The organism is Xanthomonas sp. NCPPB 1754, assembly GCF_041475725.2.
GTDB lineage: Bacteria > Pseudomonadota > Gammaproteobacteria > Xanthomonadales > Xanthomonadaceae > Xanthomonas > Xanthomonas euvesicatoria.
This window is the reverse complement of record NZ_CM192982.1, coordinates 1,004,704-1,020,321: the sequence shown is the minus strand read 5'-3', so window position 1 is coordinate 1,020,321 and position 15,618 is coordinate 1,004,704. Positions and strand designations below refer to the sequence as shown.

Here is a 15,618-nt window from a genome sequence, read left to right as displayed (position 1 = left end):
TGGCCGCTCACCTATCCTGATCGGAGCGGCTGCATGTCCCGTCTTTTGTCCCGGTGTCTGAGCACGCTGTTGCTGCTGGCCTGTCTTGGGTCGATTGGCTGCGTGGCCGCACCACCGACCGATACCGCCACGCCACCTCCGGCGACCGGCTCGACACGCGGCCCGGCAGCCGGCAAAGCGGTGGTCGTCACCACCACTTGCCGCACCGATGCCGATTGCACGGTGAAGAACGTCGGCAACTGTTGCGGTGCGTTTCCGGCCTGCGTCAACGTCAACAGCGCCACCGACCCCAACGGCGTACTGGCGCAATGCCAGGCTGGCGGCATGATGAGCGTGTGCGGCTTCCGCGAGATCAGCGCCTGCCAGTGCGTGGCCGGTCAATGTGCCGCAAAGGACGCGCAGGCCGATACACTGCGCCCCGCCACTCCCCCTACAAAAACGGTCCACTGATGCTTTACGCGCACATCCACCTCACCCTGCCCGACTGGATCCACGCGCATGTCGACGACAGCCGCGCCTATCCCAGCGATGAGGACAAGGTGGCCCTGGCGATCGAGCTGTCGCGGATGAATGTGCGCGAACGCAGCGGCGGCCCGTTCGGCGCGGTGGTGTTCGGCCCGGACCATCGCATCATCGCCGCCGCAGTGAACCGCGTGGTGCCGCAGACCACCTCGCTGGCGCATGCCGAAAACATGGCCTACATGCTGGCGCAACAGCGCCTGCAGACGCCACGCTTGAACGATGTGCTGTCGCCGGTGACGCTGGCCACCTCCGCGCAGCCGTGCTGCCAGTGCTACGGCGCGACCGTATGGGCCGGCATCGACCGCCTGCTGATCGGCGCGCGCGCCGACGACGTGATGGCGCTGACGCAATTCGACGAAGGCCCGTTGCCGGCCGACTGGGTGGGTGAACTGAGCCGCCGCGGCATCGAGGTGGTGCGCGACGTACTGCGCGACCAGGCGTGTGCAGTGCTGCGCAACTATGGCGAGGGCGGCGGTGACCATTACTGATGTCGCCGGCGCAGCGGGCGCCCTCCTGCAGGTGCAGCGATGAGCGGCCTGCTGTGTTATTGCCGGCAGGGTTTCGAACCTGAGCTTGCCGCAGAACTGAGCGCGCGCGCTGCATTCGTCGGCATCGCCGGGTATGCGCGCACCCAACGCAACGACGGCTATGTGCTGTTCGTCTGCGACGAGGCTGCGCAACTTGCAGCAAAACTGCAGTGGCGCGAGTTGATCTTCGCCCGGCAAAAGCTGGTAGTGATTGCCGAGCTGAAAGGTATCGACCCCAAGGACCGCATCACGCCGATCCTGGCCGCGTTGGACGGGCAGCAGCGGTTTGGCGATCTGTGGGTGGAACACCCGGATTCGGACGCTGGCAAGCCGCTTGCAGGCCTGGCGCGCAGCTTCGGCAATGCACTGCGACCGGCCCTGCGCAAGGCCGGCCTGCTCACCGACAAGCCGCAGCCGCGCCAACCGCGGTTGCACGTCTGTTTTCTCGACGGCGACCACGCCTTGCTGGCGGTGGCCGACAACGCCGACAGCGCGCCGTGGCCGCTGGGCATTCCACGCCTGAAATTGCTGCCGGAAGCGCCTTCGCGCTCTGCCCTCAAGCTCGACGAGGCCCTGCTGACGCTGCTCACGCCCGAAGAACGCGACGCACTGGTCAAGCCGGGCATGCGCGCGGCCGATCTGGGCGCTGCGCCCGGCGGCTGGACCTGGGTACTGACGCGGCAGCACGTGCACGTCACCAGCGTGGACAACGGCCCGCTGCGCGAGCATGTGCTGGAGACCGGGCTGGTGGAGCACCTGCGCGCCGACGGCTTCCACTGGAAGCCCGCGCAGCCGCTGGACTGGATGGTCTGCGACATGGTCGAGCAGCCGCGCCGCGTGGCCGAACGCATGGCCACCTGGGTGCGCGAAGGCTGGTGCCGCAACACCATCTTCAACCTCAAGCTGCCGATGAAAAAGCGCTGGGACGAGACCCGCCTGTGCCTGGACCTGTTCGAGCAACAGGCAGAAAAATCATTGATCGTGCGCGCCAAGCAGCTGTATCACGATCGCGAGGAGATCACGGTACTGGCGATGCGGGAGTGAGGCTGGGATTCGGGATTTGGGATTTGGGATTTGGGATTCGGGATTCGGGATTCGGGAATCGTAAAAGCGGTTGGCCGGTTCGGCTGTATATTCTGTCGTCGATTCCTTCGACCACCGCGCGACGTTCACGGAGCGTTTTGAATCATTCCTGCACAGCGATGCTCTGAGCGTTTGAAGCGCGCCTGAGGCGTGCAACGGGAATCCTCGTGATGGTTGGTCCCGTGCCTTGTAGTAGAAATTGCTTCCCGACTGGCGCGACTCGCTTTTGCGAAATTGACGCTTGCTCTTCTCACTGAATCAACATTTCTGCGGCCGCTGGTTGCCGCTGGTGTGCTGCTTGCAGCTGTCGGCCATTGATTGCGGGCGTGACGCACCGCGGCCGGTTGGCCGCTTGCTCGCTCCACAGTCAGAATGTGTGTTGGCCGCTGTGTGCTGCCATGCCTGGCGGCCCTGGGCCGCTGCTTGCTATTGCGGTGGCCCCGGCGGCACTTGGCCGCCGGAACCAGCTCGTTTACAGCACGATGCGCTTGCTGCCCTCGCGCGCCGAGCGGTAGATCGCATCGACGATGCGGATGTCGCGCAGGCCTTCTTCGCCCGGCGCACGTAATGGCGTGCCGTTCATGATGGCCAGCGCGTCTTCGTCCATCTGCAGCGCTTGCTGATGCGGCACCTTGGCGTCGAACACGCGGCCATCGCTGGCCTTGCCGGTCACGCCCTGGTAGCTCTGGAACGGCGACAACTCGTACCAACCGCGCTCGCATTCGGCGCGCAGCACATTCATGTTCTTGCCGAAGCTGGTCTTGCACTCGGCGCGCACCGCATTGGGAAACTCCAGGGTGAAGTCCATGTGCTCGTCGACTTCATCGAACAGATCGGGTCGGTCGGTCCAGCGCTTGGCCGTTACTGCCAGCGGCTCGGTGCCCACGGTGTAACGCGCGGCATTGAGCGGATACACGCCCATGTCGTACATCGCGCCGCCACCGAACTGCGAGCGCAACCGCCACGGGCGGTCGGCCTTGGCGGTGCCTTGATAGCCGTTGTACCCGGCCTCGGCACGCACGCGTTGCATCGCGCCGAACGGTTTTTCGCTGGCCATCGCAATCACGCGCCGCGTGTTGGGCTCATGCTGCATGCGGTAGCCGATCGTCAGCGCCACCTTGTTGCGTTTGCAGGCAGCAATCATGGCCTCGCATTCACCGGCGTGCATCGCCATCGGCTTCTCGCACCACACATGCTTGCCCGCGGCAGCCGCACGCAGGGTCAGTGGCGCATGCAGATGCGTTGGCGTGACGATGTACACCACATCAATGTCGTCGTTGTCGGCGATACGATCGAAGTTCTCGTAGTTGTAGACATTGCGGTCGGCGATGCCGTACTTGGACTGCCACTGCGGAATCTTCGACGGCGTGCCGGTGACGATCCCGGCAAGCTTGCAATGCTTGGTCAGCGCCAGGCCGGGCGCGAGCTGTTCGCTGGCATAACTACCCAACCCGACCAACGCGACATTGAGCGGTTTTCCGGGCTTTTTCTTCGGCACTGCCCACGTCGGTGCAGCCAGCAGGATGCCTGCACCGCCAAAGGCGGCAAGCAAGCGGCGACGTGTGATCGATTCCACGGACATGCAAACCTCCTTCGCGAGTGTGGGCGTACTGCTCGCGCACCTTACTTGATCGGGTGTGATCACCGCCATGGTCGCGCTGCACGTTCTGGCACACTGCTGGCGATCACATCCGGAGCATTGCGCATGACCGTCGTTGCCCATCTTCGCTATCTGCCGCTGGCGCTCCTGTTGTCCAGTTCGCTCGCCAGCGCTGCCGACACTCCCTTCGTTGCGCGCGATCTGATCGGCGATGGCGCATTCACACACAATGCCGAAGGCCCGGCGACCGGTCCGGATGGCGCGCTGTACGCGGTGAACCTGGGCAAGGACGGCACCATCGCGCGCATCGCGCTGCAGGCCGACGGCGGCGCACGTGCCGAGGTGTTCGTCACCTTGCCCGAGGGAAGCACCGGCAATGGCATCCGCTTTCGCGACGGCACCATGTATGTCGCCGATTACACCGGCCACAAGATCCTGCAGGTCAACATGCAGACGCGTGCGGTCAGCACGTTCGCGGCATTGCCCGAGGCAGATGGCCCCAACGATCTGGCGCTGGCGCCCGATGGCAGCTTCTACGCCAGCGACCCGAACTGGAAGGACAATGGCGGGCGCTTGTGGCACATCGGCCGCGACGGCGCGGTGCGGCTGCTGGAGGCAGGGATGACCACGCCCAACGGCCTGGATGTCAGCCCCGACGGCAAACAGCTGTATGTCAATGAAAGCATGTCGCGCAAGGTGTGGGCCTACGACCGTGGCAGCGACGGCAGCCTGCGCAACAAACGGCTGCTGATCAGCTTCCCCGATTTCGGCATGGACGGCATGCGCTGCGATGCCGACGGCAATCTGTACATCGCCCGCTACGATGCCGGGCAGATTGCAGTGGTGTCGCCGCAGGGCAAGCTGCTGCGCACGGTTGCATTGAAGGGGCGCAAGGCCAGCAACGTGGCCTTCGGCGGCGCCGATGGCAAGCAGGTGTTCGTCACCTTGCAGGACCGCGGCGCAGTTGAAACGTTCAGGTCCGATCGTCGCGGGCGCGAAACCGGACACTGAAACTGGCGTGTGCGTCGCATTGGTTCTCAGGCCGCGCAACAGCGTCCTGGCATGCTGCAGGTCACCTGTGGAGGACTCCCCATGCAACCGATCGAATTGAAGGACGCGGCCGCCTTCGGCAGCGAATTTCTGCGCCTGACCCTGTTGCAGGGGTTCCAGTCGCTGACCAAGCGTGACCTGGAATTGTTGATCTTCGTGCTGCTCGAACGCGATGGCGCCATCTCGCGCAACAGCTCCAACGCTGCGGTCGCATTGCAGTTGCGGGTGACTTCGGCCAAGGTCAAGGCGCTGCGGCGCGATGGCTATGCGCGTTGGCGCTCGCTGGTGCCCGAAGAGGGCGACGCCGCGATGCAGCGCATCGTTGCCAACGTGCTCACCGAAGACAATCTGCGCTCGGGTGCAAAACATGTCAGCGAACGCAGCCGCAAGGAAGGCTTTTTGGCGGTGCGCATCGAACATCCCGACGACGCGCAACAGTTCGAGCAAGCCATTCTCGATGTCGGTGCGCTGCCGGTGTACGAACGCAACCGCGAAGTGGTCGCGGTGCGCTTCGACACGCTGCTGAAAATCGCCGAGCGCTGGGGCTACCTGCAACCGGATCCGCACGCCACTGTGCGCGCATTGCAGAAGCTCACGCCCACCGCAGAAGAGGTGTCGGATCTGCTCAAGAAGGACATTGCGCAGTTGCGCTGGGACGACGTGCGCCGCGCACTCAACAGCCTGGGTGCCAAGGCGGTGACAAGCACGGCGGAGGGCGGCCTGAAGGGACTACTGAAGATCGTCTTCCCCTTCATTCCCGGCTGAGTGGCGCCAACCAGAGCACTGCGCGATGCAATGCGCAGTGCTCGCTCAGGGCAACGATGCAGCAGCGCGACAAGACCCGTTCGCCGCCTCTGACACTCCAACAGCGTATCCCCATCGCCAAGCGGCGCGCCACCGTCACGCACAGCGCAAAAGGCCGCCAGGCTCTATGCTTGTGGGCTGTTCCGCATCAGGGGGATCTGATGACCAACCGCAGTCTTGCCACACTCGTCTCCACGCTGTCGCTATTGCTCTGCACTGCCGCACAGGCGCAGCAGGCGCCCACGCCGGCCAGCAGCATGCCGCTGATCGACGTGCCCAGTGCCATCCGCACCCAGCCGCTGTCCAGTGGCGAAGTCACCCATCAAACCGAACTGGAGCGCCCGCGCGGCGAATCCAGCGTGATCGTGCGTTCGATCCAGCCCAACAGCGTGGTCGGCAGCTACCGCATCGATTTTGAAGCCATGGATACCGATGGCGATGGCCGCATCAGCCGTGCGGAGGCGCAGGCCAACCCTGCCCTGGCCGATGAATTCGACGCGCTCGACACCCGTCACAGCGGTTACCTGACCCGCGAACAGCTCGCTGGCTGGCTGATCCGCTGATCCGCTGATCCGCTGATCGTCGTACGGCGGGCGCGGCTGTACTACGCAGCCGCGCACTGTGCTTCGCATCACGCCATCGCCCCCTCTTGCAGGGCCCGCTTCGGTCGGCTAGATTGTATTTAACGGATACAATCTGGACGGACCGATGACTGCTCGCCTTTCACTTGCCGCCGATCTTGGCTACCAGCTGCAACTCGCCGCCCTGGCCTCCAGCCACGCCGCGCGCCAGGAATTGGCCGAGCTACAGCTCACCCCGGCGCGCGTGACCGCGTTGATCCACATCCGCGATCAACCCGGCTGCGACCAGACCGAGCTGGGCAACCGTCTGCTGGTCAACCGCGCCGCCGGCATGAAGATCGCCAATGCGCTGGCCGAGCAAGGCCTGATCGAACGCCTTGCTGGCCGCGATCGTCGCAGCAAGGGCCTGTACCTCACCGACTCGGGCGAGCGCACGCTGCTGGTTGCGCAGGGCTGCCTGGCGCGCGCGGGCGAACGCACCTGCACCGGCCTGCAGGCCAGCGAACAACAGACCCTGCTGCGGCTGCTCTGCAAGTTGAACGCCAGCGCTGCACTGGAGCGCGCCGCCGCGCCAGACACCGCGTTGGCCGAAGCACTCTGAGCCCATCAACACACCAGCACTCTCACGACTCGAAGGAGACGCCGCTTGAACGAGCATGACGTGGTATCGGTTCGCATCGAAAACCGCATCGCCTGGGTGAAGTTCGCGCGCCCCGACAAGCGCAACGCGATGAGCCCGGCGCTCAACCGCCGCATGATGGACGTGCTGGACGAGCTGGAGTTCGACGACAACGTCGGCGTGCTGGTGCTCGGCGGCGAAGGCACCGCCTGGTCGGCGGGCATGGACCTGAAGGAATATTTCCGCGAAACCGAAGCGCAGGGCCTGCGTGGCGTGCGGCGCTCGCAGCGCGAATCGTATGGCTGGTTCCGTCGCCTGCGCTGGTATCAGAAGCCGACCATCGCCATGGTCAACGGCTGGTGTTTCGGCGGTGGCTTCGGCCCGCTGTTTGCGTGCGATCTGGCGATTGCCGCCGATGAGGCGCAGTTTGGCCTGTCGGAAATCAACTGGGGCATACTGCCCGGCGGTGGCGTCACCAAGGTCGCGGTGGAACTGCTGTCGATGCGCGATGCGATGTGGATGACGCTGACTGGCGAAATGGTGGATGGCAAGAAGGCTGCCGAATGGCGCCTGGTCAACGAAAGCGTGCCGTTGGAACGCCTGGAGGCACGCACCCGCGAAGTGGCCGAACTGTTGCTGCGCAAGAACCCGGTCGCGCTCAAGTACGCCAAGGATGCGGTGCGCCGCGTCGGCACCATGACCTACGACGAAGCCGAGGATTACCTGGTACGCATGCAGGAAGCGGCCAACTCGTTCGACAACAACGCCCGCAAGGAAGGCATCCGTCAGTTCATCGACGAGAAGAGCTACAAGCCCGGCCTGGGCGAGTACGACCTCAGCAAACACCGAGCGTAAGCGCGTCCTACGGCGTCCGAAGCGGTGCGCGTTGTGCGTGCATCGCTGGCGCTGCCAGTGGTTTTCTGCACCGAGGAGGGAGTATGGAAGCCTTATCCGAAACGCTGCGCGGCATCGCCGCGCGAGGTCCCCTGGGCCTGTTCATCGACGGGCAATGGCGCGCAAGCACCGGCGATCGCACGGTCGATGTGATCGCGCCGCATACCGAAGAACGGCTGCTGCGCTACACCGAACCCTCGCACGCAGACACCGAAGCGGCCATCGCCGCTGCACGCCGCGCCTTCGACCACGGCCCCTGGCCGCAGCTCTCCCCGCAAGCGCGCAGCGTGGCACTCAAGCGGGTGGCCGACCACTTGCGTGCACGCATGCCGGAGTTGGCCGAAGCATGGACGGGCCAGGTGGGCGCGACCCTTGGCTTCAGCAAGCGCGCCTCGCAGCAGGCGCCGGATTTATTCGACTACTATGCCGACCTGATTGCCACCCACGCATTCGTCGAACCACGTGTGCGCCCCAACGGTGGCCGCGTGCATGTGTGGTGCAGGAGCCGGTCGGCGTGGTCGCCGCGATCACGCCCTGGAACGCGCCGCTGGTATTGCTGTGCTACAAGGTCGCCGCCGCGCTGGCTGCCGGCTGCACGGTGGTGGCCAAGCCCTCGCCGGAAACGCCGATCGATGCCTATATCCTGGCCGAGTGCATCAGCGCCGCCGGCGTGCCCGATGGCGTGTTCAACCTGCTCCCCGCCGGCCGCGAAGTGGGCGAGCAATTGATCCGCCACCCGCACGTGGGCAAGGTCAGCTTCACCGGCTCCACCCAGGCCGGCCGCTCGATCGGCATCGCCTGCGCCGAGCGCCTGGCACGGGTTGGCCTGGAGCTGGGCGGCAAATCGGCAGCAATCGTGCTGGAGGACGCCGACATCGCCAAGGTGCTGCCCACCCTGGTGCCCTACTCCATGCCGATCGCCGGACAGGTGTGCTTCTCGTTGACGCGCGTCCTGGTGCCGGCGCAGCGCCGCGAAGAAGTCCTGCAGGCATATTGCGCGGCACTGAGCGCAGTGAAACTGGGCGACCCGTTTGCGGCAGACACCGGGATGGGCCCGTTGGCCCTGGGCCGCCAGCTCGAGCGTGTGCAGTCCTACATCGCCAAAGGCAAGGCGCAGGGCGCACGCCTGGCCATGGGCGGAGGCCGCCCGGCACACCTGTCGCGCGGCTTCTTCGTCGAACCGACGGTGTTTGCAGAGGTGACGCCGGACATGACCATTGCGCGCGAGGAAATCTTCGGACCGGTGGTGAGCTTCATCGACTACCACGACGAAGCCGACCTCATCGCCAAGGCCAATGCCAGCGACTACGGCCTGCACGGCACCATCTACAGCGAAGACGCCGAACGCGCCTATCGCATCGCGCGCCGCGTGCGCAGCGGCAGTCATGCGATCAACGGCATGTGGGTCGATATCAGCATGCCGTTTGGTGGCTTCAAGCACTCGGGTATCGGCCGCGAAGGCGGTATCGAAGGTCTGCATGCCTTCCTCGAAACCAAAACCCTCTACCTGAGCTAGCGCACAGCCGAAACAACGCGCGCCTGCGTGCGTACCGGCATGCACACATCGCCAACCGATAGCGCATTGCGTGCCTGCCGTGCGCAGGCGCACGCGTGGCTGCATCCGCCACGTGCGCATCACGTTCTCCGGGACGTCTAAACCTTTCGCACGCAGCACTCGCACTCACACCAGTCACTTCCCACTCTTCCAGAAGACCGCGCCATGGCCATGCCGACTGACTCGATCGCCTTCCACGCCCGTCTCTCGCCGCAACAGTTTGCCGCACGCGACCTAGTGCTGGGCCTGAAATGGACCTATGCCGAACTGGACGCCTTGGTGGGCCGCCTGGCGGCCTTGTTGCGCCGGCGTGGCTGCGTCGATGGAGAGCGGCTCGCCGTGCTGGCGCGCAATTCGGTGTGGCAGGTGGCCTTGCACTTCGCCTGCGGGCGGGTCGGCGCGATCTATGTACCGCTCAACTGGCGGTTGAGCGCGAGCGAGCTCGATGCGCTGCTGCAACGCGCAGAGCCACGCGTATTGCTGGGCGACGATGTCGCTGCCGGTCGCACGGACATGGAAGCCTTAGCAGGCTTTATCGCGAGCGCCGATGCACTGGAGCCTGCCGACACGCCATCGATTCCGCCGGATCGTGTCAGCCTGATCCTGTTTACCTCCGGCACCTCGGGTCAGCCCAAGGGCGTGATGCTCAGCGAGCAGAACCTGCAGCATGCCGCGCATAACTTCGGCGTCACCACACGCGTGGACGCACGCAGCAGCTTTCTGTGCGAAGCACCGATGTTCCACATCATCGGCCTGGTCACCAATGTGCGCTCAGCGCTGGCGGTGGGCGGTTCGATCCAGGTCTCCAATGGCTTCGATCCCAAACGCTCGTTGGGCTGGCTTGCCGATCCATCGCTGGGAATCACGCATTACGTCGGCGTGCCGCAGATGATGCAGGCATTTCGCAATCAGCCCGGCTTCGATGCGGCAGCGCTGCGCCATCTCACCGCATTGGTCAGCGGCGGCGCGCCGCACGCCAGCGACGATCTGCTTGGCTGGCTGGACGATGGCATCCCGATGGTCTGCGGCTTCGGCATGAGCGAAGCCGGCACGGCGTTCGGCATGTCGGTGGACTGCGATGTGATCCGCAACAAGCTGGGTGCGGCCGGCATCGCAACGCCATCGGTGCAGACGCGCGTGGTCGACGACCATGGGAACGACTGCCCGGCGGGCGTTCCCGGCGAATTGCTCTTGCGCGGTCCCAACCTCAGCCCCGGTTACTGGCGCGACCCGCAGGCGAGCGCCGACGTGCTCGATGGGCAGGGCTGGTTCCGTACCGGCGATATCGTGCAACGCGATGCCGACGGCTTCTTCTGGGTCGTCGACCGCAAGAAGGACATGTTCATTTCCGGCGGCGAGAACGTGTACCCGGCAGAGATCGAAGCGTTGCTCGCAGACCATCCGGACATCCGCGAGTGCGCGGTGGTCGGCCTGGCCGACCCGCAATGGGGCGAGGTGGGCTATCTGGCGATCGTGCCGGCCGCTGCGGCGCCGGACCTGGAGGAGATCCGCACCTACCTGACCGCACGGCTGGCCAAGTACAAGGTGCCCAAGCATCTGCGGCTGGTGGATGCCTTGCCACGCACGGCGACTGGCAAATTACAAAAAGCGCGCCTGAAGGACACCTTGGCCAGTGACACCTGAGGTGCCGTCGCATCGGGCGCGAATGCACACCGCCACAGCAACGGGCAGCCTGGGCTGCCCGTTGCTGTGGCGCGGCGCACGATCCACCGTGTGCAGCCGCGCGCGACAACCCGTTGCGCGTTGATGCAGCTCAGCAGGAATCGCGAAGTGCCGCGTGTTGCGCCGGCATTATGCGATCACGCAGAGGCATCCAGCAACACATCGTCTTCGCCAACACGGTCGTCCACCCACACCGCGCCCTGTTCGGCCATGAGGGCCAGCTGGTGCTCCAGCTCGCGCATCAGCAAGCGCACGCCCGGCTTGTGGATTGCGGCGCCATCGCGATAGATCACCCCGCCTGCGCGCGCCTGCGAGGGCTGCTGCAGCTGGAAGGCACGCAACTCGCCGCGTGCGATGTCGCCGGCCACCATCATGCTCGGCATCACCGCAATGCTGTCGGTGCCGAGCAGGATTTCGCGCGTGAAACTGGCCGAGCTGGAACGCAACTGGTCGCGCGTCGCAAGACCGTGCTCGCGCATGACCTGCGCCACGTCGCGTTCGACATGCTGGCTCAGGGTCGGCAGCACCTGCCGGTACGCGACCGCCTCGGCAACGCGCACCGGCCCATTGGCGAACAGCGGGTGGTCGCTGCGCGCCACCAGCGCAATCGGGTCCTGGTACAACACCTTGCGAATCAGTGCGTCGTAGCGGGCCAGCGGATACAACCGCCCGACCACCAGATCGATCTCGTTACCGGCCAGCTTGGGCAACAGCTCATCGGTGCGGCCGTGCAGCAGGCGCACCCGCAGCGTGGGCTCGGTGCGATACAGCGCGGCCAGCACCGCCGGCAGCAGACCGCTGGCCGCCACCGGCAAGGCACCCACGGTGATCGTGAGCGCATCGTCCTGCAGCAGCCCTTCGAAGGTGTCCTGCGCGCGTCGCAACTGCCCCAGTACCACATGCGCCGTCTGCACCAGCACCTCGCCCATCGCGTTGGGGCGGACGCCGCGCGAATGCCGCTCGAACAGCGGCGCACCGACGATCTCTTCGATCTCCTGCAAGGCCCGCGTGAGCGCAGGCTGGGTGACATTCAAGACGCGTGAGGCGCGCAACAGGCTTTTCTGTCGGTCCAGCGCCTCGATGACACGCAGGTGCCGCACCTTGATGCGGTGTTCGAAGAACACGGAGGACATGGTCATTGGGGGAGACCTTGGGTTGGGAAGTCGGGTAACGCGACGATGCGGCGCTGAGCCGATACGCCCGGCTCAGCGCGCATGGGGCACACGCCGCGTCTGCATGAAGTCTTCGAACGATTCGCCGCGCATGATTGCGTAGACCTGCAGATTGGTCATGCGCACCACGCGCGCGAATTTTTCGATGACGAAGAAGTTGGCGCCGTATTGCACCAGGCCCAGCCAGTCGCGTGCACGGATCAGCGCCTTCTCCTGCTCGGTGAGTTCGGCTTCCTGCATCAATGCTTCTGCATCCTGCAAGAAACGATCGCGCCACGGGGCGCGGATCATGTGCCAGAAAAAGCGGTTCAGGCGCAGCGCGCGATTGCTGGTACGCAGATCGAACAGGTACGTGCCGCCGATCTGCTCCATGCCATGGGTTTGCGGATTCATCAGCACCTCCTCAGGCCGCAGCGGCAGTGCGCGCAAGCAGCTCGGCCGAACGCGGCGCGCCGGCCGCTTCTTCGCCCGGCTCGTACAGCACCACGGTCATCGCCGTGGTGGTCATCAGGTAGTAGTTCTGATGCAGCTTGCGGATCGGCCCATCCAGCGCGCCGCGCATCGCCAGCCACATGATCTGCTCCACGCTCTCCGCACCGCCCAGGCGCACGTAATCGGTGTGGGTGAGATCGGTGAGTGTCTCGGGCGCATGCTGGAACCGGTCCAGAAATTCCATGTCCCATTCGGTGTTGTTGAAGCCCGTGCGCTCGCCATGGATCTGGTGCGATAGCCCACCGGTGCCCACCACCACCACCCGAAGATCTTCCGGATACGATTCGATCGCGCGGCGCACTGCCTGGCCCAGGCGATAGCAGCGCCGCGCCGTCGGCAGCGGGTACTGCAGCACGTTGATGGCGATCGGCACCACCGTGCCCGGCCAGTCCGGCACATGCGGCCACAGCAGCGGCAGCGGCGCTGCGCAGCCGTGGTCGATCGGCTTGTCCTGGAACACGGTCAGGTCGAATTCGTCATTGACCAGGCATTCGGCGATATGCGCCTGCAACTGCACGTCGCCGCGGATCGGCGGCAGCTCGCGCAGCCCCGCGCCTTCGTCGGCAACCGGAAAGCGTTCGCCCACGCCCAGCGCGAAGGTGGGATACAGATCGAAGAAGAACGTCGTGCAGTGGTCGTTGTAGAAGAACACCAGCACGTCGGCCCGTTGCTCGGCCAGCCACGCGGCCACTGGCGTGTAGCCGTCGAACAACGGTTTCCATACCGGGTCCTGCTGCTTGCCCTTGTCGTAGGCCACCCCGATGGTGGGAACGTGCGAGGTCCCGATACCGCCGATGATGCTTGCCATGTTGTGCTCCTGCGACGCGGGCCGGGCCCCGGTCGGGGCAGGCGCGCATCAGTGGGTGATTGGGATCTGCAACGCAATGGATCCCAACAAAGGACGACCAACGACTTCGGATCGCCAAAACGGTATCCTTGGGATCCAAATTGCCATCAAGCGATCTCATCCGCAAGGTTTTTATACACGTAAGTGCGAGTTTTCCCTGTCGAAGGAACGTGCGCTGCGGTATGGCGCGAGAGAATGGAGCCAATGGCGAACAACCACCGATTGCAAGCGATCCAGCAGCTACGCGAATTGATCCTGTGCGGCACCTTCGCGCCGGGCGAGCGCCTCACCGAGGCGGCACTGGCCGAGCGCCTGGCGCTTTCGCGCACGCCGATCCGCCAGGCCCTGCCGGCGTTGTGCCAGGAAGGCCTGCTGGTGCAGGCAGGCAACCGTGGTTACGCCGTGCGGCGCTTCAGCCAGCAGGAAAGCCTGGATGCACTGGCGGTGCGCGCAGTGATGGAAGGCATGGCCGCGCGCACCGTCGCCGAACGGGGCGCCCCCGCCGAGTTGCTCGCCACCTTGTACGCCTGCCTGGGCGAAGGCGACCGCATCCTGGCCAGCCGCAATCTCCGTGCCGACGACGAGCAGGCATATGGCGCAATGAATGCCCGTTTCCATCGCGCCATCGTGGAGGCGGCCAACAAGCCGATCCTGACCGAAACGGTGGAGCGCTGCACTTTGGTGCCGTTCGTCAGCCCGGTCAACGTCGTGTTCGGCCAACGCACTGCCGCGCTTGCCTACGACGATCTGTTTTACGGACACAGGCAACACGGCGCGATCGTCTCGGCCATCGAGCAACGCGATGGCGCACGCGCGGAATTGCTGTTCCGCGAACACGCCAACACGCAACGGCACAGCATGGGACTGTGAGACGGGCGCTTTGCTCGTCGATACCCCTGCGCGCCAGGCACCCGGCTTGAGCGATGAGGCCGGGCCTCCTGCGCAAGCATGTTCGCGTGACGCATCGCATCAGCGTCGTCCACATGCCGGCACCGCGGCACAGGCAATGCGGGACACATGACCGGCACACGTTACAGCGAGTGCACAATCATCAGGTTGTAGCTATTGCCCGCCACCGAGTTCTCGACCTCGATGGGGAGGTAAACGTTGAAGTTGAGAAGGTTCTTTTCGTCGAACCGCCAGGACAACCCGGGACCAACGTAGAACTGCCTGCGCTTGCTGTCGGGAATGCTCTGGTCGTTGGTGCGGTTGTTCTTTAACTGCTGCAGGTAATACCCATTGATGCCCAGACGCAATTGTTCGGTGACCTTGACCGAGCTGGCGAAGTTTGCCCACAGCACATCGCCGGCCTGGCCGTTGCGAAAACGGAACCCGGGAATCGGCGGCACACCGCCGGCGCGGCTGGTGCGGAAGTTGTAGAGGTAATTCAGCCGCCCGCTGATTTCCCAGTTGTCGCTGGGTTGCACGGTGAAGGCCCAATGCGGTGCGACCGACCAGAAACCGGTGCTCTGGTTGATGGCGATATCGCGATCGAACTTGCCCACGGGCGCGAAGGCGTCGATGGCAAATCGCTGGAAGAACAACACCCGCCCATCGCGCATCACCGGCGGCATCTGCAGCGCCGGCCCGAACGAGATATCGCCAATACCCAAGCCATTGCTGCTCAAGCGCACCGGGCTATCGGCAGCGACGGAGGTGTCGTAATTGACCAGCGGCACGATCGCATTGAAGCTCAACGAACCGCCCTTCCAGGTGTAGGGCGTGACGTAGATGAGCTGGGTCAACGCGACGCTGACCCCAACGCTGGGGTCGCGGAACGCCGGCGAATTATCGCCGTTGGCATTTTTGATCGCATCGAAATCGTAGTACCGCAGATACTCGATGGCCGTCCATCCAGGCTTCATGGAACTGAAGCCATCTAGAAAACTGGTGCCACCCAAATTGATGCCTTGCGGTGGCGCCGCGGTTTCCGGCACGGCCTGCGCCCACGCTGCTGGCGACGCTGCGGCCAGCAAGGCAGCGATGATCAATGCAGGTTGACGAGGCGACAGCGCATGCGGCAACACCGAACCACAACGAACAGACGAACGGACGCGTTCCACTAGGCGAATCTCCGATGCAAAGGGAATGGATGACTGCGACGCGACGCGACGGGGAGGGGGAGAAAACAGGACTCAAAGACGGCGGCACGCGACATGCGCCATCGGGACAGCGATGGGTAACGGTGT

Annotated in this window: 15 protein-coding genes and 1 pseudogene; 11 read left to right on the top strand and 5 right to left on the bottom strand. The window is 64.8% G+C overall.

Features of this window, described 5'->3' with window-relative positions; genetic code table 11:
- The first annotated feature begins 69 nt into the window (after window positions 1–69).
- From ACCQ15_RS04450 to rlmM, 3 genes are read left to right on the top strand one after another with little or no spacing between them, the layout of a single operon-like run.
- Window positions 70–450: a hypothetical protein gene (locus ACCQ15_RS04450; RefSeq protein ID WP_372381540.1), complete on the top strand. Its 381-nt coding sequence runs from the start codon at window positions 70–72 to the stop codon at window positions 448–450.
- Complete coding sequence (locus tag ACCQ15_RS04445) at window positions 450–1,010, top strand: nucleoside deaminase (protein ID WP_008572602.1); 561 nt, start codon at window positions 450–452, stop codon at window positions 1,008–1,010. Before ACCQ15_RS04450 ends, ACCQ15_RS04445 begins: the two co-directional genes overlap by 1 nt.
- 39 nt (window positions 1,011–1,049) lie before the next feature.
- A complete protein-coding gene (gene rlmM / locus ACCQ15_RS04440) occupies window positions 1,050–2,093 on the top strand; it encodes a 23S rRNA (cytidine(2498)-2'-O)-methyltransferase RlmM (RefSeq protein ID WP_008572601.1) in 1,044 nt (347 codons plus the stop codon).
- 511 nt (window positions 2,094–2,604) lie between these two features.
- Here rlmM and ACCQ15_RS04435 read toward each other — a convergent pair.
- Window positions 2,605–3,714 (bottom strand): Gfo/Idh/MocA family protein, encoded by a 1,110-nt coding sequence (locus tag ACCQ15_RS04435; protein ID WP_011346492.1) that lies wholly within the window; start codon window positions 3,712–3,714, stop codon window positions 2,605–2,607.
- A gap of 123 nt (window positions 3,715–3,837) precedes the next feature.
- On the opposite strand from ACCQ15_RS04435, the gene ACCQ15_RS04430 reads away from it, so the two are divergent.
- From ACCQ15_RS04430 to ACCQ15_RS04400, 7 genes and pseudogenes are all read left to right on the top strand, one after another.
- A complete protein-coding gene (locus tag ACCQ15_RS04430; protein ID WP_008572599.1) occupies window positions 3,838–4,743 on the top strand; it encodes an SMP-30/gluconolactonase/LRE family protein in 906 nt (301 codons plus the stop codon).
- Window positions 4,744–4,824: 81 nt separating this feature from the next.
- Window positions 4,825–5,547, top strand: coding sequence for a hypothetical protein (locus ACCQ15_RS04425; RefSeq protein ID WP_014089445.1), 723 nt, complete (start codon window positions 4,825–4,827; stop codon window positions 5,545–5,547).
- 200 nt (window positions 5,548–5,747) lie between these two features.
- A complete protein-coding gene (locus ACCQ15_RS04420; protein WP_031421198.1) occupies window positions 5,748–6,149 on the top strand; it encodes an EF-hand domain-containing protein in 402 nt (133 codons plus the stop codon).
- 145 nt (window positions 6,150–6,294) lie between these two features.
- Window positions 6,295–6,768 (top strand): MarR family winged helix-turn-helix transcriptional regulator, encoded by a 474-nt coding sequence (locus tag ACCQ15_RS04415; RefSeq protein ID WP_008572595.1) that lies wholly within the window; start codon window positions 6,295–6,297, stop codon window positions 6,766–6,768.
- 45 nt (window positions 6,769–6,813) lie between these two features.
- Window positions 6,814–7,641, top strand: a complete 828-nt coding sequence (locus ACCQ15_RS04410) for a p-hydroxycinnamoyl CoA hydratase/lyase (protein WP_008572593.1) — start codon at window positions 6,814–6,816, stop codon at window positions 7,639–7,641.
- A gap of 83 nt (window positions 7,642–7,724) precedes the next feature.
- Window positions 7,725–9,196, top strand: a pseudogene (locus ACCQ15_RS04405) (aldehyde dehydrogenase).
- A 204-nt stretch (window positions 9,197–9,400) separates the two neighbouring features.
- On the top strand, window positions 9,401–10,879 hold the full coding sequence (locus ACCQ15_RS04400; protein ID WP_372381254.1) for an AMP-binding protein: 1,479 nt from the start codon (window positions 9,401–9,403) through the stop codon (window positions 10,877–10,879).
- A gap of 176 nt (window positions 10,880–11,055) precedes the next feature.
- On the opposite strand, the gene ACCQ15_RS04395 is transcribed toward ACCQ15_RS04400, so the two are convergent.
- From ACCQ15_RS04395 to ACCQ15_RS04385, 3 genes are all read right to left on the bottom strand, one after another.
- On the bottom strand, window positions 11,056–12,057 hold the full coding sequence (locus ACCQ15_RS04395; protein ID WP_008572588.1) for a LysR substrate-binding domain-containing protein: 1,002 nt from the start codon (window positions 12,055–12,057) through the stop codon (window positions 11,056–11,058).
- Window positions 12,058–12,123: 66 nt separating this feature from the next.
- Window positions 12,124–12,483, bottom strand: coding sequence for a protocatechuate 3,4-dioxygenase subunit alpha (locus ACCQ15_RS04390; RefSeq protein ID WP_011346487.1), 360 nt, complete (start codon window positions 12,481–12,483; stop codon window positions 12,124–12,126).
- A 10-nt stretch (window positions 12,484–12,493) separates the two neighbouring features.
- Window positions 12,494–13,390, bottom strand: a complete 897-nt coding sequence (locus tag ACCQ15_RS04385; protein WP_011346486.1) for a gallate dioxygenase — start codon at window positions 13,388–13,390, stop codon at window positions 12,494–12,496.
- 234 nt (window positions 13,391–13,624) lie between these two features.
- On the opposite strand from ACCQ15_RS04385, the gene ACCQ15_RS04380 reads away from it, so the two are divergent.
- On the top strand, window positions 13,625–14,299 hold the full coding sequence (locus tag ACCQ15_RS04380; protein WP_005917283.1) for a GntR family transcriptional regulator: 675 nt from the start codon (window positions 13,625–13,627) through the stop codon (window positions 14,297–14,299).
- A 161-nt stretch (window positions 14,300–14,460) separates the two neighbouring features.
- On the opposite strand, the gene ACCQ15_RS04375 is transcribed toward ACCQ15_RS04380, so the two are convergent.
- Window positions 14,461–15,492: a SphA family protein gene (locus ACCQ15_RS04375; RefSeq protein WP_372381253.1), complete on the bottom strand. Its 1,032-nt coding sequence runs from the start codon at window positions 15,490–15,492 to the stop codon at window positions 14,461–14,463.
- Between the last annotated feature and the right edge of the window lie 126 nt (window positions 15,493–15,618).